This is a genomic window from Nitrincola sp. (genome assembly GCF_048264025.1).
In the GTDB taxonomy this organism is placed as follows: Bacteria; Pseudomonadota; Gammaproteobacteria; order Pseudomonadales; family Balneatricaceae; genus Nitrincola.
This window is the reverse complement of the sequence record NZ_JBLXDN010000004.1, coordinates 34,869-53,555: the sequence shown is the minus strand read 5'-3', so window position 1 is coordinate 53,555 and position 18,687 is coordinate 34,869. Positions and strand designations below refer to the sequence as shown.

Annotated in this window: 1 protein-coding gene; it reads right to left on the bottom strand. The window is 51.4% G+C overall.

Annotated features, from left to right (window positions below):
- Nucleotides 1-103: 103 nt before the first annotated feature.
- A complete protein-coding gene (locus ACN0R1_RS04675; RefSeq protein ID WP_417580436.1) occupies nt 104-18,670 on the bottom strand; it encodes a VCBS domain-containing protein in 18,567 nt (6,188 codons plus the stop codon).
- Nucleotides 18,671-18,687: the final 17 nt, after the last annotated feature.

The window sequence follows — 18,687 nt, the reverse complement described above, 5'->3', positions numbered from 1 at the left end:
CCTATTAGGGCCATTCTGATCGCCTGGGTCAGGTACCCAGTCGTGTACTGTCGAGGTGTTTTTCTGAACTGCATGGAAAATACTCGGTTCATTGTGTCTGATTTCATCCGTTCCAACCCCAGAGAATACGTCCAGGACGGGTTGTTAACGCGGCGGTCTGTGCCAGGGTCTGCAACGCTTGCAAACTGGCAGCGTCTTCATTTATCTCTTGGGTTTCTTCTGCTTCTTCGGTTGCATCGAGCTCTTGATCCTCTTCATCAGGTATCTCTGAACCAGTAGGGTTGAAAGACTCACCCTCGGCTGATAAACCTGGATCCAGTAAATCCAGGACCTGATCAGCTTGCTCGACAGCGTCTTGTTCATCATTATCGACGGCTTCATCGGCATCAGTGTTTGCCAGGGGCAGCGACTCTATCTGTAAACCCTGCTCCAGCAGCCCTTTGGAAAGATCGGTACGCAACTGTACCCCCGTTACAGGGGGAGCCAGCGGCTTGAGTTGCATAAAGCCTTGCTGACCCAGTGTGAGTAGACTGATTTGAACATCTGGCAGATCATCATCGTCTTTGCCATCACGATCAGTATCAACATCGCTAGTATGACTGTAGGAGGCTTTCACCGAATTTGAGGGAGACAGCTGCCCCCAATCAATGGCACTTGGCGGGTATAGAGCATCACTGTCTTGACCGGCTTCTCGTACACCCGTTTCACCCGTGATCCGAACCTCCACGATGAAGGTCGTGCCATCCAGTGTATTCAGTGTGAAACGGTCATAAACCACCTGATCACGATTCAGATCACGCAGTGCTTGACTGTCAGCCTGCAACTGATAGCCCCACTGGCCTTGAGCATTGATCTGCAATTGGCCATAAGCACTGTGGTAGCTGGCTGGCTGGAAAGACGACTGATCTTGATCAGCATCCATGACAGTCAGGCTGCCTGAGGCACTGAGTTGTTGTTTTTCAACCACTTGTCCACTGAACTGGCCGGCAATCTGAGCAGGGTTATTTACCCCGGTCAAGGTAATCTGTATCACCTCTGATGCGGTGCCATCCAGTGAGTAAACGGTGAAAGTTTCAATCAGTGTTTCGCCTGCATGCAGATACTGAATATCACCATTGTGCAGAGTGTAAACCCAGTCGCCCTCAGCACTGAGTTGCAGTTGTCCAAGCACGCCCTGAGCCGCCTCGATTCGTTGCAAATCAAAGCGATCTTCACCTGTATCCGGGTCCACAACACGAAGTTGACCTTCCACCCGCAGTTCACGTTCGGCATCCAGCGCATCTTCTACCAGTGCGGCAGTCGAACTGCCTTGAATTTCAGCCGCATCATTGACACCTTCGACAGTGATGGCAATTTGGCTGGTTGCTCCATCCAGGGTTTGTACCAGGAACAGCTCTATTCCCAGTTCACCCTCACGTAGTGACTGGGCTTTGTCATTATCCAACTGGTACTCCCAGCGTCCATCAGCATGGAGCACTAGAACACCAAAAGTTCCCACGGACTCAAACGGCTGGAACAGCGTGCGCTGTTGCGGATCATTTGTATCGACTACCTGACCAGAAATACTCAGTTGCTCAGCATCTTCCTGTATCTGGGCATTCACATCTGCCGGGGTATCTGTACGACCATTCACTGTGATGATGACCGTGGTAGTACTACCATCGGTGGTCGTTACGGTGAAATACTCAGTACGCTGATCACCATCAGTCAACGCCTGTACCCGAGCATTCAAGTCAGCATTTAATCCTTGCGCGTCATGGGCCAGGTTGTAACGCCAGGCACCATTTTCCAACACAGTGAGGTAGCCATACAGTCCAGCCTGGCTATTTTGCTGAGCATCAAAGGTGGCAAAACCACCCTCCAGTGCAGGATAGGCGATCCGTCCGGAAATTTCGTTAGCCAGGTCCTCGGTCACACTGCCCGCACCAAAATAGGTGAAATCAGTCGGCTCATCCGGGTCAGCAGGATCTGGATCATCCGGGTCCACCACCGGGGCAGCACGAACAAAATCACGTCCTGGACGTTTCAAATAAACGCCGTTCTCATCAGGCAGCCCAGTGGCATACTCACCCTCTAAAGTGAAACCAAGTTCGCCCTCATCACCTAACACCACCACACTGACTACTTTAGTCAGCAGGTTGATCGAACCGCTGCCAGGTAAAAGTCGATGCTGATCGCCCTGACTGCCTGTAAGCGTATCAAAACCAGCCCCCCCAATAACAAAATTGGTACCTGAGTTGGGCAGAATGAAATGGGTGTCAGCACTGCCCGCATCAACCTGATCAGGCCCTGCACTTTGCAGCAGTACTGCAACGCCCTGATCAAAGTTAACCTGAGCACTGGCCGCACTGATTATACGTGTTGATTCATCATTTCCGGTCACCGTCACAGTGTCACGGCCCAGTCCAGCAAACAGGAACAGTTCACCACCGGTTACCGTCAGGTTATCCTGACCACCCAACTGCGCAGAGGTTGAAAGTAACTGGATCAACTCACCATTGCCGTTGCTGTTAAACACCGCATTACCAGCATCGCCGAACATAACGGTACGATCACCAGACTCGGTATTAGCGGTAATGCGATCATTCCCTTGTCCACCGAACAGGATCTTTTCACCAGCGCCAACACGAATAATGTCATTACCGCCGGCTGTTGGCACTAGCACTCCAGCAAACAGATGTTGGCGTTCGCCGCTAACACTGATGCTACGGCGATAATCCAGGTTATCACCTGAAACCACATCACTACTGCGTGTTGACCCTTGTATATTGATATCGTCATCACCCATACCACCGGCAACAACATTGTAATCCGTGATCACTTCACTCTCACGATCACCTGACATACTCAGGGTAATCTGGTCGTTACCGCCGGTTGCCAACTCACTGTCGAGTGTAGTGAAACTGGTCATTCGTCCCAAGACATCAAAGGCCATACTGACGTTGTCACCGGCAATAGCGCGCTCGATAGGGTCTGCAGCTGAACCGCGGTTAGAACTTAGGGTAATGTTGTCAGAGCCAACGCCACCGATAACATATTTATGACCATCGATACCACTACCGACACCCAGCTCGATGGTGTCATTACCACCCTGTGCAATCGACAAACTGGTCAAAGAGCTCAGGTAACCCGATGCTGAATAGCTGATGCGTCCATGGTCCCCAAATACGACCCCTGTACCTTTACCAGTACGAATATTATCGCTTCCAGAACCACCGATAATGACATAGTCACCGGCTACAGTCTGCAAGGTCCCCCCCGCACCGAGTGTTGGATCCAGACTGCTAACCAGCAAGCGATGTCCCTGGTGCCCAGCCACACGCTGCACCTCACCATTGTCACCAATCAAGGTTACCCGAGCGCGTTCACCAGACACACGGATCGCATCAGAACCCACACCACCCAGTGCGATGACTTCACCCATATCGCCAGTGGAAGCTCCGGAAATGCCGATGTTCATCACATCATTACCACCGGTGGCTGACACCTGATCCAGAGTGATGATACGCGTCAGGCTGGCGGCCTGTTCACGAATATCCTGAACCGGTGAAAAAATAATACGTGCATTGTCGCCCGCCAGAATACGGAAGGCCGTGCGGTTAGAGTTAATGTTCAGCGTATCACCGCCAAAGCCCCCAACGAAGGTAACGTCACCATCGCCGATGGTAACGCTATCACGGCCCCCAGCATTGTGTCCCAGGCTTTCGATGCGCTGCAGTGCACCACCGGAATAGACAACTTCACCTGAATCGCCCAGCACAATGCTGCGGTTGAAATGCGCCGCAACCAAGGCATGTTGATCATCAGAGTCTAGGCGCAGAGTATCATTGCCAAAGCCGCCGATCAGAATGTTATCGCCAGATCCTACCTGTATTGTGTCACTGCCACCGGAGTTGGGAATGCTACTGGTGAGTGACAGCATCTGATAGCTGAGTGCCTGACGATCATACTGACCGTTATCACCAAATATAACGTTCTCAGCCATACTGCCAGACTGCACCAGAATCTGATCCCCCCCCATACCACCGAACACCACGTTTAGGCCCAAATAAGCACTGGTATTCTGTCGACCGGTGGTGATTTGATCATCACCACCGGTCGCTGCGATCTGGTCGGTTGTCGCCAGGTTAGTTAAACCGCCACGCTGATCAAAGGTGGCTCGCAGGTTATCACCGGCGATATAGCGACCGGTTCGGCCCCGTGCTTCCTGAGCGGGTACTGTTAACACCCCGCCAAACCCGGCAATAACAGCGGAGATCCCCGTTACACCAGCAAGGAATCCGCCATCGGTATCCCACTCCACACCAAAGGCCTCTGGGGTGCCTTGCGCATCGATTGAAATCACATCATCACCGATACCACCGCTAACCAGCTTATAACCCTCACCCAGCGTAATGGTGTCGTTACCGCCCAGCACTTCATTTTTCGACTGCGCCAGACGGAGCACGCCATTGACAGCAACCGCGTCATATTGCAGTTCAGCATTGTCACCGAAGACAATATTGATACCGTCCAGTGCAGCGATCTCATCAGAGCCAAAACCACCCAAAATCACCTTACCCGCATTGCCAGTTATGATGACATCATCGCCACCCTTGTCATCTTCAAGGGTACGAACGCTCTGCAATAGATTAGGTTTACCATTACCGGACACTGTCCAGCGAATTTCGCCATTATCTCCGATAATCACATCTTCACTCTGAGCCAGGCCACGAATCAGTTGCCCATTGTCATCATAATGTGCCGAGATAAGAATCGTGTCTGAGCCCATGCCGCCGAGGATAAAATTACTTCCTAGATGACGCAGTGCTGAATCAGCGCCATCACCGATACGGATGAAGTCATCACCACCGCTGCTGTTTTCGATATCCAACGTTTTGAACAGCACCACGCCGCCATTGCCATCCGTTTCGATGCGGGCATGATCACCGGCAATAAAACGCACATTCTGGGCCGTAGAACTGGATGCTGCCATACTGATGACATCATTACCGGCTCCGCCGAAAATGATCGCCGAGCCACTGCCCATCTGGATCAGATTGTTACCCCCGGCACCCCCCATCTCATTCACGGGGGCTTCAATATAGTCCAGCATACGAAAACCCTGCGAATTCACAGCAAAGGTGCGTTGGTCAGTTTTGAAGGCAATGCGACCATTATCACCCAGGATAATATTCAGGCTTTCCGGGCGATCGGCTGCAGTAATACTGTCGTTGCCATTCCCGGCTATAACAATATTGTTACCACCGCCGAGGAAGATACTGTCATTGCCGCCACCGGCTGCCCCGAAGCTTTCCAGATAGAGCGGCAGGTTATAATTGAAATCCACCCGAATCAGGCCAAGGTCGGCCATAATGGTATTATTACCTTCCCCGGAAAGGATTCGATCACTTCCCAATGATCCCATCAATATGTCATTGCCTCCGGCACCTCGCAGTACCTGGCTGCCATTGCCCAGACCGATGGACTCCAGGGTCTTGTCTTTCCACAACCACATCCGACCATCATTGCCATGACCGCCAGCGAGCCCAGCCTGTTGCAGGCTGGTATAGTCACCCACTTGAATAGCGGACACGCTGCTATCGCCATTGCGGTAGGTCCGAAAGCTATCAGCGATCAGTAGATTATGTCCGCCAATGGCACTGAGATTATCACTGCCACCATTGCCGACAATCAGATTGTTGTAGCTGTTGCCGATCAGTACATCATTGCCAGCACCACCAAACATATTGTGGAAACCACGAATACTGATATTACCAGTGCCAGAAAAACGGCTGGTGCCGGTCTGATCAACTTGAACACCTTGGGTAAACTCTGAGAAGTCGATCGTGTTACGGGCATTGACGTTATCCATGCCGGTATCGCCACGCAGACTACCTGTAACCGATGCCCCAGCCTGAACTCGAAATACGTCGCTGCCTTTACCGCCGAGTACATTTTCGAAACCGACAAAGGTAAAGCCTTGTCCAGACGTTTCAGCAGCACCTTGCTGAGTGCCATTGGCCGGTAAATTGGACTGCCCCATGCCACTGGTAGAGCTGGTTACCCAACCGGCATTTAACCCGGTCAGAGTAATCATCAGGTTCTGGGCATTACCGGCGAAGTTCAGCCAGTCATTGGCCTGACCACCTTTAACCAGATTAATCTGGGTGCTTGCCTGCCATTGCACAACATTGCGTCCTTGCACAGCATTCAACGCTGCATCATCAAAGGTCACACTGCGTTTCTGAGCACTGAAATCAAGAATATTACGGCCTTGGTTGTCACTGATAGTGACGCGGCCCCACTCGTTGAGGAAACGGTAGGTATCATCCCCGGCCTTACCTTCCATGACGGTTTGCCCACCCCGAGCAATGAGCATATCCTCACCACTGCCTCCGTAAAGGCGCGCAATGCCCTGGGTACCACCAATCAGCACATTACCGCTGGCAGCATTACTGGCATAGAAGGTGTTATCACCACTACCCGCGACAAAATAGACTGGGATATTGCCAAGACCGCGCGCATCAAACACATCCGTTCCGGCTCCACTAAAGCCATGTACTGCGGTGGAGCGACGATAGGTCTGGGTGTATTCCTGACCATTCGGCAATACCGCTACTATTTCGATATTGCTACCAGACAGGTTCAAAGTGTAATGTTCATCACCATCTTCGGTGCTCTTACGCAAGCGGTCTGAAGCATCAAAACTGATTTTCGGATAACCATCGACACCCGCAAAACCGGAACCGGTATTCAACACCAGCACGCTACCATCCATAGAAGCCAGAACTGGATCCTGATTACAAAGATCCAGTGACCACTCAAACAGCGTCACGTCCATGAAGGTATATTCCCACACACGAACGTACTTGATCAGTGCCAAAACGTCCAGATAAGCGCGGATAAAGGCAGTGGCACGCATATCTAAGCTAACCAGTGCGGCTGGATTTTTAGCAATTATTGCGTAGATTTCAGAACCACGCACCTTGCCATCCTGGTCCGGATCGCACAGATCCAGCGTACCTTCAAAACGTATTCCTCCTTCCACACCACCACGTGCGACTACTGCATTCAATTCGGCAAAGGCAACCAGTTGTGCAGACAGCATCACTTCTGGCTGGTCTACCCCTCGGGAGTCAATATTGTCACTGATGTAGAATCCATCCATGACATCCACAACATTCTTGCTGTCGAGGAACTTGATCACACCATAGGTATCGAATCCCAGCGTAATAAAAGCCTCCAGCTTGATCTCCCCCCCTACACCGACAAACAGCGGTGGATAGACAGGGAAGCTTTTGCGAAAGCCAACACCGACTTCCAGATTAGCCGGAGTATAAGTTACCAGGTCAACCGGTTTACCAAACAACAGACCCAGTACGGCATCACCCGGATTATCGATAATCGGGAACTGCAGCGCATTGGCAGGTTTTTCCAGCGCAGCAAAGAAGTCATTCATGCCTTGATCCAGCGAAATGGTGGTTTCGCCAGGGATCGCTTTGGCAACGGCACTGAAATCTGCTACGTCACCGATGTAGTTGAGGACATTATCCAGAGCAAACTCTGAATGACTATTGCCTGCCAGTAACAACACATCAAACACCGGCAGCTTGACTGTCGAACCACCGGCATCAATCACGGCTTTGAGGCTGTTGATGGTATCAAACAGGCTGATCAGCGAGACAATAAAATCTATTTTGGCATTGCCACCGCTGATTTTGGAGAAGTCTACCGCCATATCCACCAGCGAGTAGTTCTTACGCATCAGGTCAGAAATACCGGGTATCGGCTTGGTCAGTTGCTCAATGACTGGTGCAAACGGATCTGTAACCACTGAAATCACATCGATCACTGGCTCCAGGAAGTTGGAGAAGAAAGTCCCCATATCCAACGCGATATCAGTCATCCATACACCCGGCTGATCGGCAAACAGGGAGTAGTAGTCGCTGGAGGTCAATTCCTCAAAACGATCCATCCACTGCTGCCATTCCGGCTGATCTGGGTCTTCTTTCTCCGCTGACCAGGTAAGCTGGAAGTTACCCTCGATGGCCGGCAACAGGTCCGGTTGAATCGCATCACCAAAACCCACACCAAGCTGCATCTGCAGGTTAATCTGTGCATAGGCTTCCCAATGTGTCTCAAACAGATCACCCAGGTCATTGGTGGTCAACACATTGTATGTCAGACGACCATCGCTGCCACCAAAGGTGCCATCGAGTATATCGTCCACTTCCCCAGCCACACCTTCATCCAATCCCAGAGTGTCTCCTGAGCTGAAGCCGAGTGATGCATTATCGGTAAGATCTATTTCAAATCTGGCCAGGAACTGCGTTCTGGAACCTTCATAGCCGGTCTTGCCATCAAACAGCGTGTCGCTGACACCCCAGGCATCAAAGTTGGACTGATCGTCGTACCAGATGGTACCAAAGGTGTCATCCTGCCAGGCTTCACGATCACCCCAGACACGACCTTCATTATCTTTAATCCAGCCTGAATAATTATCCGTGATGGTGCCATTCATAAACAGCAATTCGGCTTGCAGACTCGCCGGAGCACGCAATTCTTTATATTGAGGCACATAGCGACCAAAACGATCAGTCATTAATGCCTGTTCGCCATCCACCATCACGGCGATACGCTGACCACCGCCATCCAGTGTATAGATCGGAATCGGATCACCGAAGCGGTCCGTTTGCAGCATCAGCTCCCAGCCACCAGTATTGGTAAGACGGCTGCTTTCTTCTTTATACTCGTATTGCCCATTTCCAGTCTGACGACGGTAGACAAAATGACCGGCCGCACTGAGCAAGGCTTCGTATTTTATCTGTTCACGACCATCCACCACCTCGGTTTCATATTCCCAGGCCAGCTCATAGAGTGTATTGCCTTCAGCATCCAGTTTGGGCTGGTCGGTGTAAACTACTTCATAAACATATTCACTACCGTTCTTGACGAAGCGCTTCTCAATCTGCTTGGTTTCAAGATTGAAATATTCTTCAACTACACGCTGCTCATAGAAATTAGTCTCATTCGGTGAAGGTGCCAGAAAGGCGCTAATCTGGAACTGTATCTCAGATACTTCAACACCATCATCCAATGACCAGAGATTGCTGATAGCTTCATCCATCGACACGAGTTGATCTGCATAGAGGGCCTCCTCCTCAACAGTGAGAGGATAGCCCTCATCGTTGAGAATGCGGTTACCATCGGCATCCACAGGAAAACCGGCTGAATCACGCAAAATACCTGCATCAGCAAAACCGGTAGCTACCCAGGCTTTGCCATACAACTCCTGACTGTCTTCAGCAAATTCAGTTACCTGGCCGATACCTGCATGGCCTGGCATATTTGCCACCAGATAAAAACCCTGATTGACATCCAGACCAAACCCAAGGAAAAAATCCCAGTCCAGATTAACAGCCAATCCGCCGTCTATCTCCAGGTTCAGGCCAGGCACGCCGACATCAAAGGCCACTGACGCATCGGGTAACTCGATGGTTTGACCCAAGTTCATGCGGAACTGGACAGCGCTGCTCTGCGCAAACACCAGTTGTTTGGAGGCGTTCACCTGCTCGTCTGAGTAGCTGACAAATTTCAGTTCGCGCAGGTCGGAGTCATTAATAAACTCTTCACGGATCACCTCAATGACATCAGCCGTCAACTCACCGTCCCAGCCAGGGAACTGACTCAGAAACGCATCTGATGCCAGGAAGGCATCGATCGCTTCGGCCTGATCATCAGTCAGGAAGTCTGGGTCACCGGACATATTCTCGCGATACCAGAATCCGCCAAACAAATCCTGATAAGTCAGATCAACAATCACCTGACCAGCAATTCCCAAATAGCAGGGTTTGAGCTTGTCTGCATCTAATTCAACAGCCTCGGCACCTACGACCGGCTGGATTTCGTAGACGGGTGTTTCACCTTCGGAAGCTACATTGACACGCACAGCGGCATAGTATTCAAACAGCAAATTACCGTCTTCATCCTCGCGCTGCTGGTCCATCTCATCCAACTGGGGCATGCGAATATAAGCGTTACCGGTAGCGTCACGGAATACCAGATTTCCATCAGCATCAGCCTGTTGCAGTCGCTCACCTGATGCCACCCACCCAGTACGTTGTCCGCCCTCAGTCAGGTTACGAATTGCCCAAAGCTGTTCAGCTTCAAGTAGCGTTGTCAGCTCAGGGATATTCACAAAGGTGTACTGGTCGGCATCCTGGGCTACGTACTCAAGCACAATATCATCTGGGGTAATGATGCCGTCGCCATTGTAATCGCGCAGGAAGTTCAGATATGGATTATCCGGATGGTAGAGCAGATCAAAGAGCACCATGCGCAGTGCATTGTCGAGACTGCCATAATTGAAAATTACCGAGTTCAACGCATTAGTTAAACTGCTGATAAAGCCTTCGCGAAGACCGGCAACAAACTGGGTCATTTCCTGCAAGGCTTCAGCACCGATGATTGGCCCAACCACGCCGGATGTCAGGGTGTCGATCACACTCTGGAAAGCACTCAATACCGTATCTAGCGTTTCCACCACAAAAGCCGGATCACTCAACAAGAAAAGTAAGGGGGCACTTTTCAGTCTGACACCATCTGGATCACAAAAATCTTCACCCAGACCGGCATTCTGTAGCACCTGAAGGAAGGTCTCCTGCCATCCACCGAGGTTAGGCAGTATCAGACTCAGATCAAACCCGTCACTGCCAGGTTGTATCTCAGGTGCAGAAAAGACCGGCACCTGAATATCATCACTGGGCTGGGTATATTGACCTTCGCCACCGGTCAGCGGGTTATCCGGAGTCAGATCCACACCGGGCAAATCAGACTCGTCCTGAGTATCACCAGGCACACCCTCCTGGTTCAAATCGCCACCGCCATTGTTCACCAGTGGCGGCCTGGCCGCTTCAGCCACCTGGGTGGCTAAACTGAGACTATCACCCAGCATTTTACTCAGCAGTTTATTCAGATCCCGAATAGCAATTTCTGCCGTGCCTATAGGCATAGGATTGACAAATATCGGTAACTCTTCAGCGGTAAGGTCTGCCAAATGGTCGGAAACCACGATACTCAGGGGTAAGCTGACTTCAATATCACCAGTCAAGGACAGGTCGAAGGCTCCCTGTTTTATCGCTTTGACAGCATTGCTGGCATCTGTATTGGCTGAACTCACCATCACCGGCGTCGTGCCATCGTCTTCAAACAGTGGTTGACCATTTTCATCCGTGGCTTGTACCTGCACGGGTAACATGGAGGCAACGATATGCGCAGCATATTCACCCAAATAGAGACGACCACCATCGCTGTTTAGCTGATAGCCGCCCTCCAGGTCCAGCTCGACCTTGCCACCATCAACCTGCAATTCATATAGCGTAACGGGCGAGGTGAAATTCAGCGTCTGATCGGTATCATTGAACAGCCGGAACTGCATCGACGTTCCGCCCTGGTCTCGCGCATTAAACAGGAACAAGCGCCCAAGATTAGAATTAGGCTGCCCCTCGTCTTCCCGCGCCAGATCCAGCCCTAATTCCAGATTGAAGGTTACTTCACGGAACAAGCGCAACAAACTTTCCTGATTTGCATCGGTAATACTCAGGGTAGGACCGAGCAACTCTTTTAATAAAGTTTGATCTGCAGCCGAAAACATCTGCATAAGCCGTGCGTCAGCCAGCAGCAGATTGAACTGCTCCAGTGATTCAAACGCCAGCGTAAAGGGGATATTGATTACCAGCGCTTGGCGGTCTGTATCCAGGTAGTAGTCAATCGTATTGGCTTCCAGGCCAAAGGCTGACTCCAGCAAGGTCTGTAACGAACGAAAGCTGGCCTGATCTATCTGACTCAGCTCGTCATAAACCTGGTTGAAGTGACCTTGAAGATTAAGTAACTCGTGCAATGACTTGTTCAGTACCGGTAATTTCTGACCAAACAAGCTTAATTCGCTCATGTTCGCCAGATTACCCAACAAAGAGGCCAGTTGCGTCAGGTCATCCAGCACCCCAGCCCAGCTCTGCTCAGCCAGGCCTTGATAGAGTCCAAAATCAGGCAGATCGCCATCAATGTCAGCCAGAATATCCGGTAGACTCAAGACCTCAGCGGCGTTCGCTAAATTCAGCACCAATGACTCGCTAATATCAGGAGCACTCAGGGTATTACCGAACTGATCCTTGAACCCTTCGGGTAAACCGACCTGAATAGCACCCAGAGTGATTGCCGCCTGTGTCGACTCCGACCAGACCAACCCCTCCGCACTGTACTCATCCAGCAATAACCGATTGCGCAGTGTCATCTGAACTTTTTGCTGTTCAACTCGGGTCGCACCCTCACCATGTGCAAGAGTCACAAAACGCAATTTTTCAAAGCGCCCGGTATCATCAACGACCACAAACACATGACCATCAAAAGGGTTTGTCTCCCCTTCAAAATGTGCACTCAGCGCTGCATGAATAGCGGCATTCAGATCGGCCGCCAGATCAGCAACCGAGGTGTTATTCTGTGTTGCCAACTGGCGTAGTACTACGGCCAAATCAAAGGCCTCATAGGCCTGATTACCCAGTGTAAAAGCATCGAAACTGATCGTCAGACCAACATCATGTACCGTCTGACCCTGCTGGTTGAACGGAGTAAGGAGCAATGTAGTCTCATCGCGAACCTGGGTATCTGCCGTCAACCCCAGCTGTGCACCCTGTACCAGCACACTGTCGAGGGCGGCATTAAAATCCAGGCTGGTGTCGTTGCTGTTGAGGGTATCAACCAGATAGTACGCAAATGCACCCTGATAGGCGCCATCGGCAATCTGGATATCGCCAAAAAGCAGCTCCAGCAACCCTTGCTGACCCGAAGCCGAACCACCGGCCTGCATTGCGGCACTGAGCTGGCCACCTATCATGGCATTTTGCAGTTGCATCGAAACAGCGGCTGTTTTTACCGATTGTCTGGCCGTCAGACCGAGTTCACGGTTACCAATATTGCCCTCATCCGCCATCTCAATCTGGGCACGCGCAATTTTATTGCCAAGAACCTGCAGCTCCAGGTAGTAGCTATGTTCTATATCCTGATCAGCGTCTGCTTCGTTTCCAAAGCTGAGGTCCAGCCCGGTATTGATTTCAGTGGAAAGCAAATTTGCGCGGATCAACTGACCCAGGTGGGTATAGCCCAACCCGCCGTCTAGCGTACCCAGATAAGCATGTGCCGAAATATCAATTGAATTCAGTACCTGCTGAATATCCGCCATCAGATCTGCCAACGAAGTGTTATCAACCGTCAGTGAAGCTGGAAGGGTAATATCAATAGCTGTGGCATTATCGAGGCGCAGCTGGAATGCAGCATCTTCTGTCAGTCGTCCATCAGACGGGAGTGTATAGTTAGAATCAGGTGCGGGTCGGATGGCGTTCTCAACACCCATTTGGATTCCTAGAGCCTCCAGTCCAACAACACCCTCCGCCGTATTCGGCTGTGTCAGAATAATCTGGTTAACCGCGGCAAAGGTGCGGAGTTGCAACTGCCCTTCTGCAGTCAACTCGAAATACAGTGCACCAGCCAGATTATCATAGCCTGACAGAGGTCCAGTGCCGGCAATTGCGGCCAGCTCCGCATTCAGAATGGACACCAGCCGATCACCGTTCAGGGTGGCGTCAAATGCACTATTAAAGGCACTATTGATGCTGTCTCTGAGAGCATTGGCAGTGATAGTCGAATCAACTAATAACGACCGCTCAACACCATTGATCTGGATAACGACCTCAATGGTTGCTCCAGCATCCAGCCCATTAATGACACTAACATACTCATCACTACCAACCTTTAGCGCCAGGCCGGGCGCACGGCCTACGGCACTGATTTCACTGTTTTCCAGCACGCTGCCATTAACACGAATAAATGCATTGACGCTGCTGTTAATATAATCAGTCTGCGAGGTCACCGATACTTGTGCGCCTGCCGCACTGGCGAATCCATTTTCAGTGGGTTGAGCAGCCAGTATGTCAGCCAGATTAAACTGGCGTCCATCCACATTAAATCCTAGCGACAGCGTTTGGTTGTTAAGCACAGGATCAGCCTGAGTTCCAGTCACAGAGCCCACCACAGGCCCCACAGCCAGGAGTGAAATAGCCTGTGGCTGACTCAGGTCAAAGCCCAATGATCCATTGAAAAAGGTTTCATGAGTAATATCCATCCAGGCATCGACACTGAACCCCTCTAGTCCACCCGCTTCAGCATCCAATAGCAACTGAACTGCATCGATCTGGATACCTGAGCCTACGAACAGGTCCAGCCAGAGTGTTTGGCTGGCCAGATCAAAACGAGGATTGACACTGAACTCGGCAAATTCAGTTGTCAGGGTGTTATTCAACAGGCTGTTGGTTGCGTGCTGGAAACGGTCCATCAACACGTGCCAATCAGTGAATCCCGGCTGTGAATGAGTCTGCATGGACTCGCCTGCCGCCTGAAAACCAGCCAAGGTAAGATCGGCATAGCTGGTGGTAAAATCCGATGCTGAGACTATGCTGGTTTTATTGATTGACAGGGTATTTATATCCTGGCCGGACAATTGACCGGTAAAACGGATATCGAAGGTATAGCCCTGACCCGCGACAACTGACACCTGAATATCAGCTGGATCCAGGTCGGCATAGACCTTAATCAGCATCTGATAGAGCGTGGAAGCAAGATCGGCCGCTAATTGATTGGCCGTTTTCAACTCACCCGATGTGGTAAGACTCAGGACATCAGATTCCAGTGCTTCATCAGCCAGATTCAATAGCATCTGCAGACTGCCACCGGCAACATTCGCCAAGGTCAGACGCTGAACTTCACCCAACCGCCCTTCCGCAGAGGTACCCACGCGACCCTCTTGTAGGGTAGTCACGAACACCTGTACACCGGGTTGAGAACGGAGCTCAGTAATATCAGCCGAGAAGCCGCTCAAGGTTTTTCCGGCGCTGACCTCCAGAATATTCGCTGCAATATAGAATGACTGGATACCGTCATTGGTAGTGCCCAAGGGAGCCAGTTCTACTGTGAGATATTCCTGATCTACATGCCCCGCATTATCCTCACGGTAGGCATCGTTAATCGCCTTATTCAAGGCCAATGCAATCCGATCGCTCCAGGTTCCCTCGCCCTCCAGACTGATCGTCTCAGTCTCAAATGACTGTCCGTCATAGCTGAAATTAACGCTGAAACTACCACCGGCCGCATGAATCAACTGCAACTGATACACCGCTGGTTGCACCGGTGTATCTTCATCGACATCAAATGCCGCGGCCTGTTCTTCGCTAAATTGAATCCCTACAGATGGTGCAATATTCAATTTCTCAAACGTACCTGGCTGTGTTTGAGAGATCACCAGGCGCCCGTAGGTGAGCCCATCGACGCGGTCCAGATCCTGTGCGGAGACTTCTAACAAACCACCGGCCTTGGCATTGGCAGCAAATTCCACTTCCAGCGGTGCGACCTCCTGACCCGACAATGCACCGACAAAAGTAACCTGCCAGTTACGTGCGTCCCCTGTGACCTGCACATTACCCTTGCCAATCTCCGGCAGATTCTCCAATACACGCTGCAATTCTGCCGCACTGCTATAACTGGAGACCTCTGCAGACCAACTGCCATCCCCAACACGGATACGGAAATCGCCCCCGCTGGTGTGCAACCTGACCTGCTGCTGAGCGTTGCTATAGCGACCTGCTTGTAACAGGCCGCCTTTGATCAGCTCAGTGACTGCCGCCACCGGTACCAGCGCTGTTACCGGCACATCACTATCCAGCAATTGCCAGCCCAATACAGCGTTAGCGGCCTGCGCTATTTTCTGATCAATGAGGCTGGCGAGTTGATTGATATGGGTAAAGCTGCTGGTTTCGCTGGCTAGCAGTGTAATGGTCAATACCGACAGCTCTGACTGCCCTGGCATTTGCACCTGTAAATCAAATGACAGATTGTCCGTCAAACGTGGTGATACCGCCTGACCCGCAAGTATTTCCTGACGGGTTGCCTGCAGGCCCTCGTTAAACAAGGCCATCAGGCCCTGACTGAAATCCAGCCCCTGCCCCAGATTCACCTCAGTGAAAGGGAGCAAACCGTCAAATTCACCAGAATCACGCAAGGATTCCAGGTACAGGACAACATCAGACAGCATATCCATCAACTGCTGGGGTTCCAGACTGCTCAATGCACTCAACTGAGTAAAGTGGGACAGCGTCACCTCAGAGTTATAGTTGGCAATGTCTGTCCAAGAGGTCGCCGCACCATTATTAAAACTGATCTCAACCCCAGGAACACCACCGGCCAGAGTTTCCAGAGGCACCCCAAACAGATCACCTGAAAGGGTCATACTCAGAGCAGCATTGACCTCAGCAGTTGAGGTATCAGCTGACACAACGTCATCAACGGCTGTCACAGTGACTCGTCCAGAGTCAAATGTCAGCACACCACTGGCAGTGACTGGCAAGGCACCCAATAGAGCGGGTGCATAGAAGGTTCCAGTAGGCGCACTAACCTGTAACGCAAGTTCATTGAGGTCAAAGCTGGCCGAAGACGTGGTAATGCGGTGATCAAACTTGAGATCGATTAGAGCATTCAGGGTTATTCCCTGTCCATCACCCCAGGCAAAACCCACCTTGGCAAGCGCATCACCAAAGCTGAGCTGTGCCAGAAACTCACGGTTTAGTGCCAACTCCAGGCCTAAAGCGAGTTCGTTACCCGCCGTATTAAGCCCTCCCGTCACGTTGAACAGGGAATCACTGGCATCGGCCGGAATCAGCGACTGCAAACTGCTATAAGTCCCACGGCCATGCAGGTAATCCTGCAACTCCAACATCAACCCCATGTAGGTGGCATCACCCTGAGAGAGGTATTGCTGCAACACAGTGGTAAAACCGCCACCCGGCAGATAGTAACCAAACTGGAAAATATCACCCAGAGTGCGGCCATCTTCCGTCACCATCAGCGACAGGAGTGACTGATCGACCAGCGGTAACTCGACAGAAAGTGCTTGCAACTGATCCAGCTGTACCGCCAACTGCGCCCAGTGCGCCAACAACGTTTGCAGTTGCGCCTGAATGGCTGCATCACTTAGATTGGCATCACGGTAAAAATTGAAACTCAGCGCGTCGCCATTCAGTATACCCTGCAGCGCCAGATAGGCCTGAGCACCAAATGCAGCCTGCTGTGTAGCACCACTTAAGGCAAAACGCCCCTGAGCTTCAGCTGTCACCTGACGTTGAATCAGACTAACAGCATATTCGCTATTGGTGATCTGGCGACTGTTATCCAGATTGTCTGGATCCTGCAAGGTAAACGCGGCACCCAAATTCAGGCTAAAATCACCTTCACCGGACATCTGCGTACTGAGTTGCAGCTTATCTGCGCGGATAAAACCCTCGGGGTCAACACTCGGGTCCGTACTCAAGCGAATACCGGCTTCGAGTGCCAGTTTCAGCCGGGTGACAGCATCGGCTGTGATAGCATCGAGTGTATAGCCAGCCGGATTCAGTGTTACTGTGTGTGTCGAGTTACGCTGTAGATCCGCTGTCAGACGCAAGCCATAGATTGGCATAGCTGGATTGCTGGCATCGACTGTCAGCGTGGCTTCTATACCGTCAATAAGCAATAAAGCGCTATTATTGTTGAGATAGCTGACCAGCCCAGAGAGGGTGTGTGGGCCGCCACTGGCAAAATAGTTATTGGCGTTTGCATGCAAATCAAAATTGGCACCACCTAAGTCCAACAGGCTCAGGATACTGGTGTTACTCAGCCCGGGTATATCCGCATTAGATAACGCATCATTGAGTGCCTGGTTACCCAGTTGGTCCAGGTTCTGCAGCGCAGTCAATATGGCGGATTTTGATTCATCCGTAAATGTCAGATCAGCCAGTAAGGCATCGTAAACCGTATGGCCGGCACTGAATAATGCCTGGGTTTCGATTACCCCGGTGGTGTATTCGAAGATCCAATTACCACCCAACTGCTCCGCACCAGTCATGTCATCCGATGCCGCTACATCCGCACCAGTGAGTTCAGCAATACGCTCAACAAAAGCCTGACCTGCCTCTCCCTCGGCCACAGAGCAGCCATAAAACAACAGATCAGCGCCTTCAGCTAAAGCGGTTTGCCAGCTACTGAGTACTTCTGCATAAGCATCCAGTGAGGTCGTATCAAGTGTGGTGTTGCCCAGCTGCACACTGGCGGCTTCGCCATGAGAAATAATATGGATCGCTTGCAAATCAGCATATTGCGACAACCACTGGCTGATTTGCTGCACACCGTCTGCACCGGCATCCAGATAAACCACTTCAACACGGGCCTGGCCATCACCACGCTGGGCTAATGCTTGCTCTATCAGATATTCAGGCTGCTCAACAGCCGTATCAATGAAGATCAGCTCATCAATCAAGCTTTGCTGCTGTACGCCACCAAGTGAAAAATCCGCCAGCATATCGGCTTCTGCCTGGTGCTGCAGATTGATCACAGATTCCTGCGAATCCTGAGGGGTGGGTGGTATCACCAACAGATCACCGGAAAGCATAAAACGCTGCTCAAGCAACTCCACCTCAGTGGTCGCTTGACGCTGGCTATTAACCCGCTGAGTGTCCAGCGAACGCCTGATCAGGCCATGCCATTGCCGCAAGGCCCGATGCTTCCAGGACTGTCCAGCCGCATTGTGCAGATAGCGTGCTGCGCTTCCCATGTGTAATCCTCCAGCGA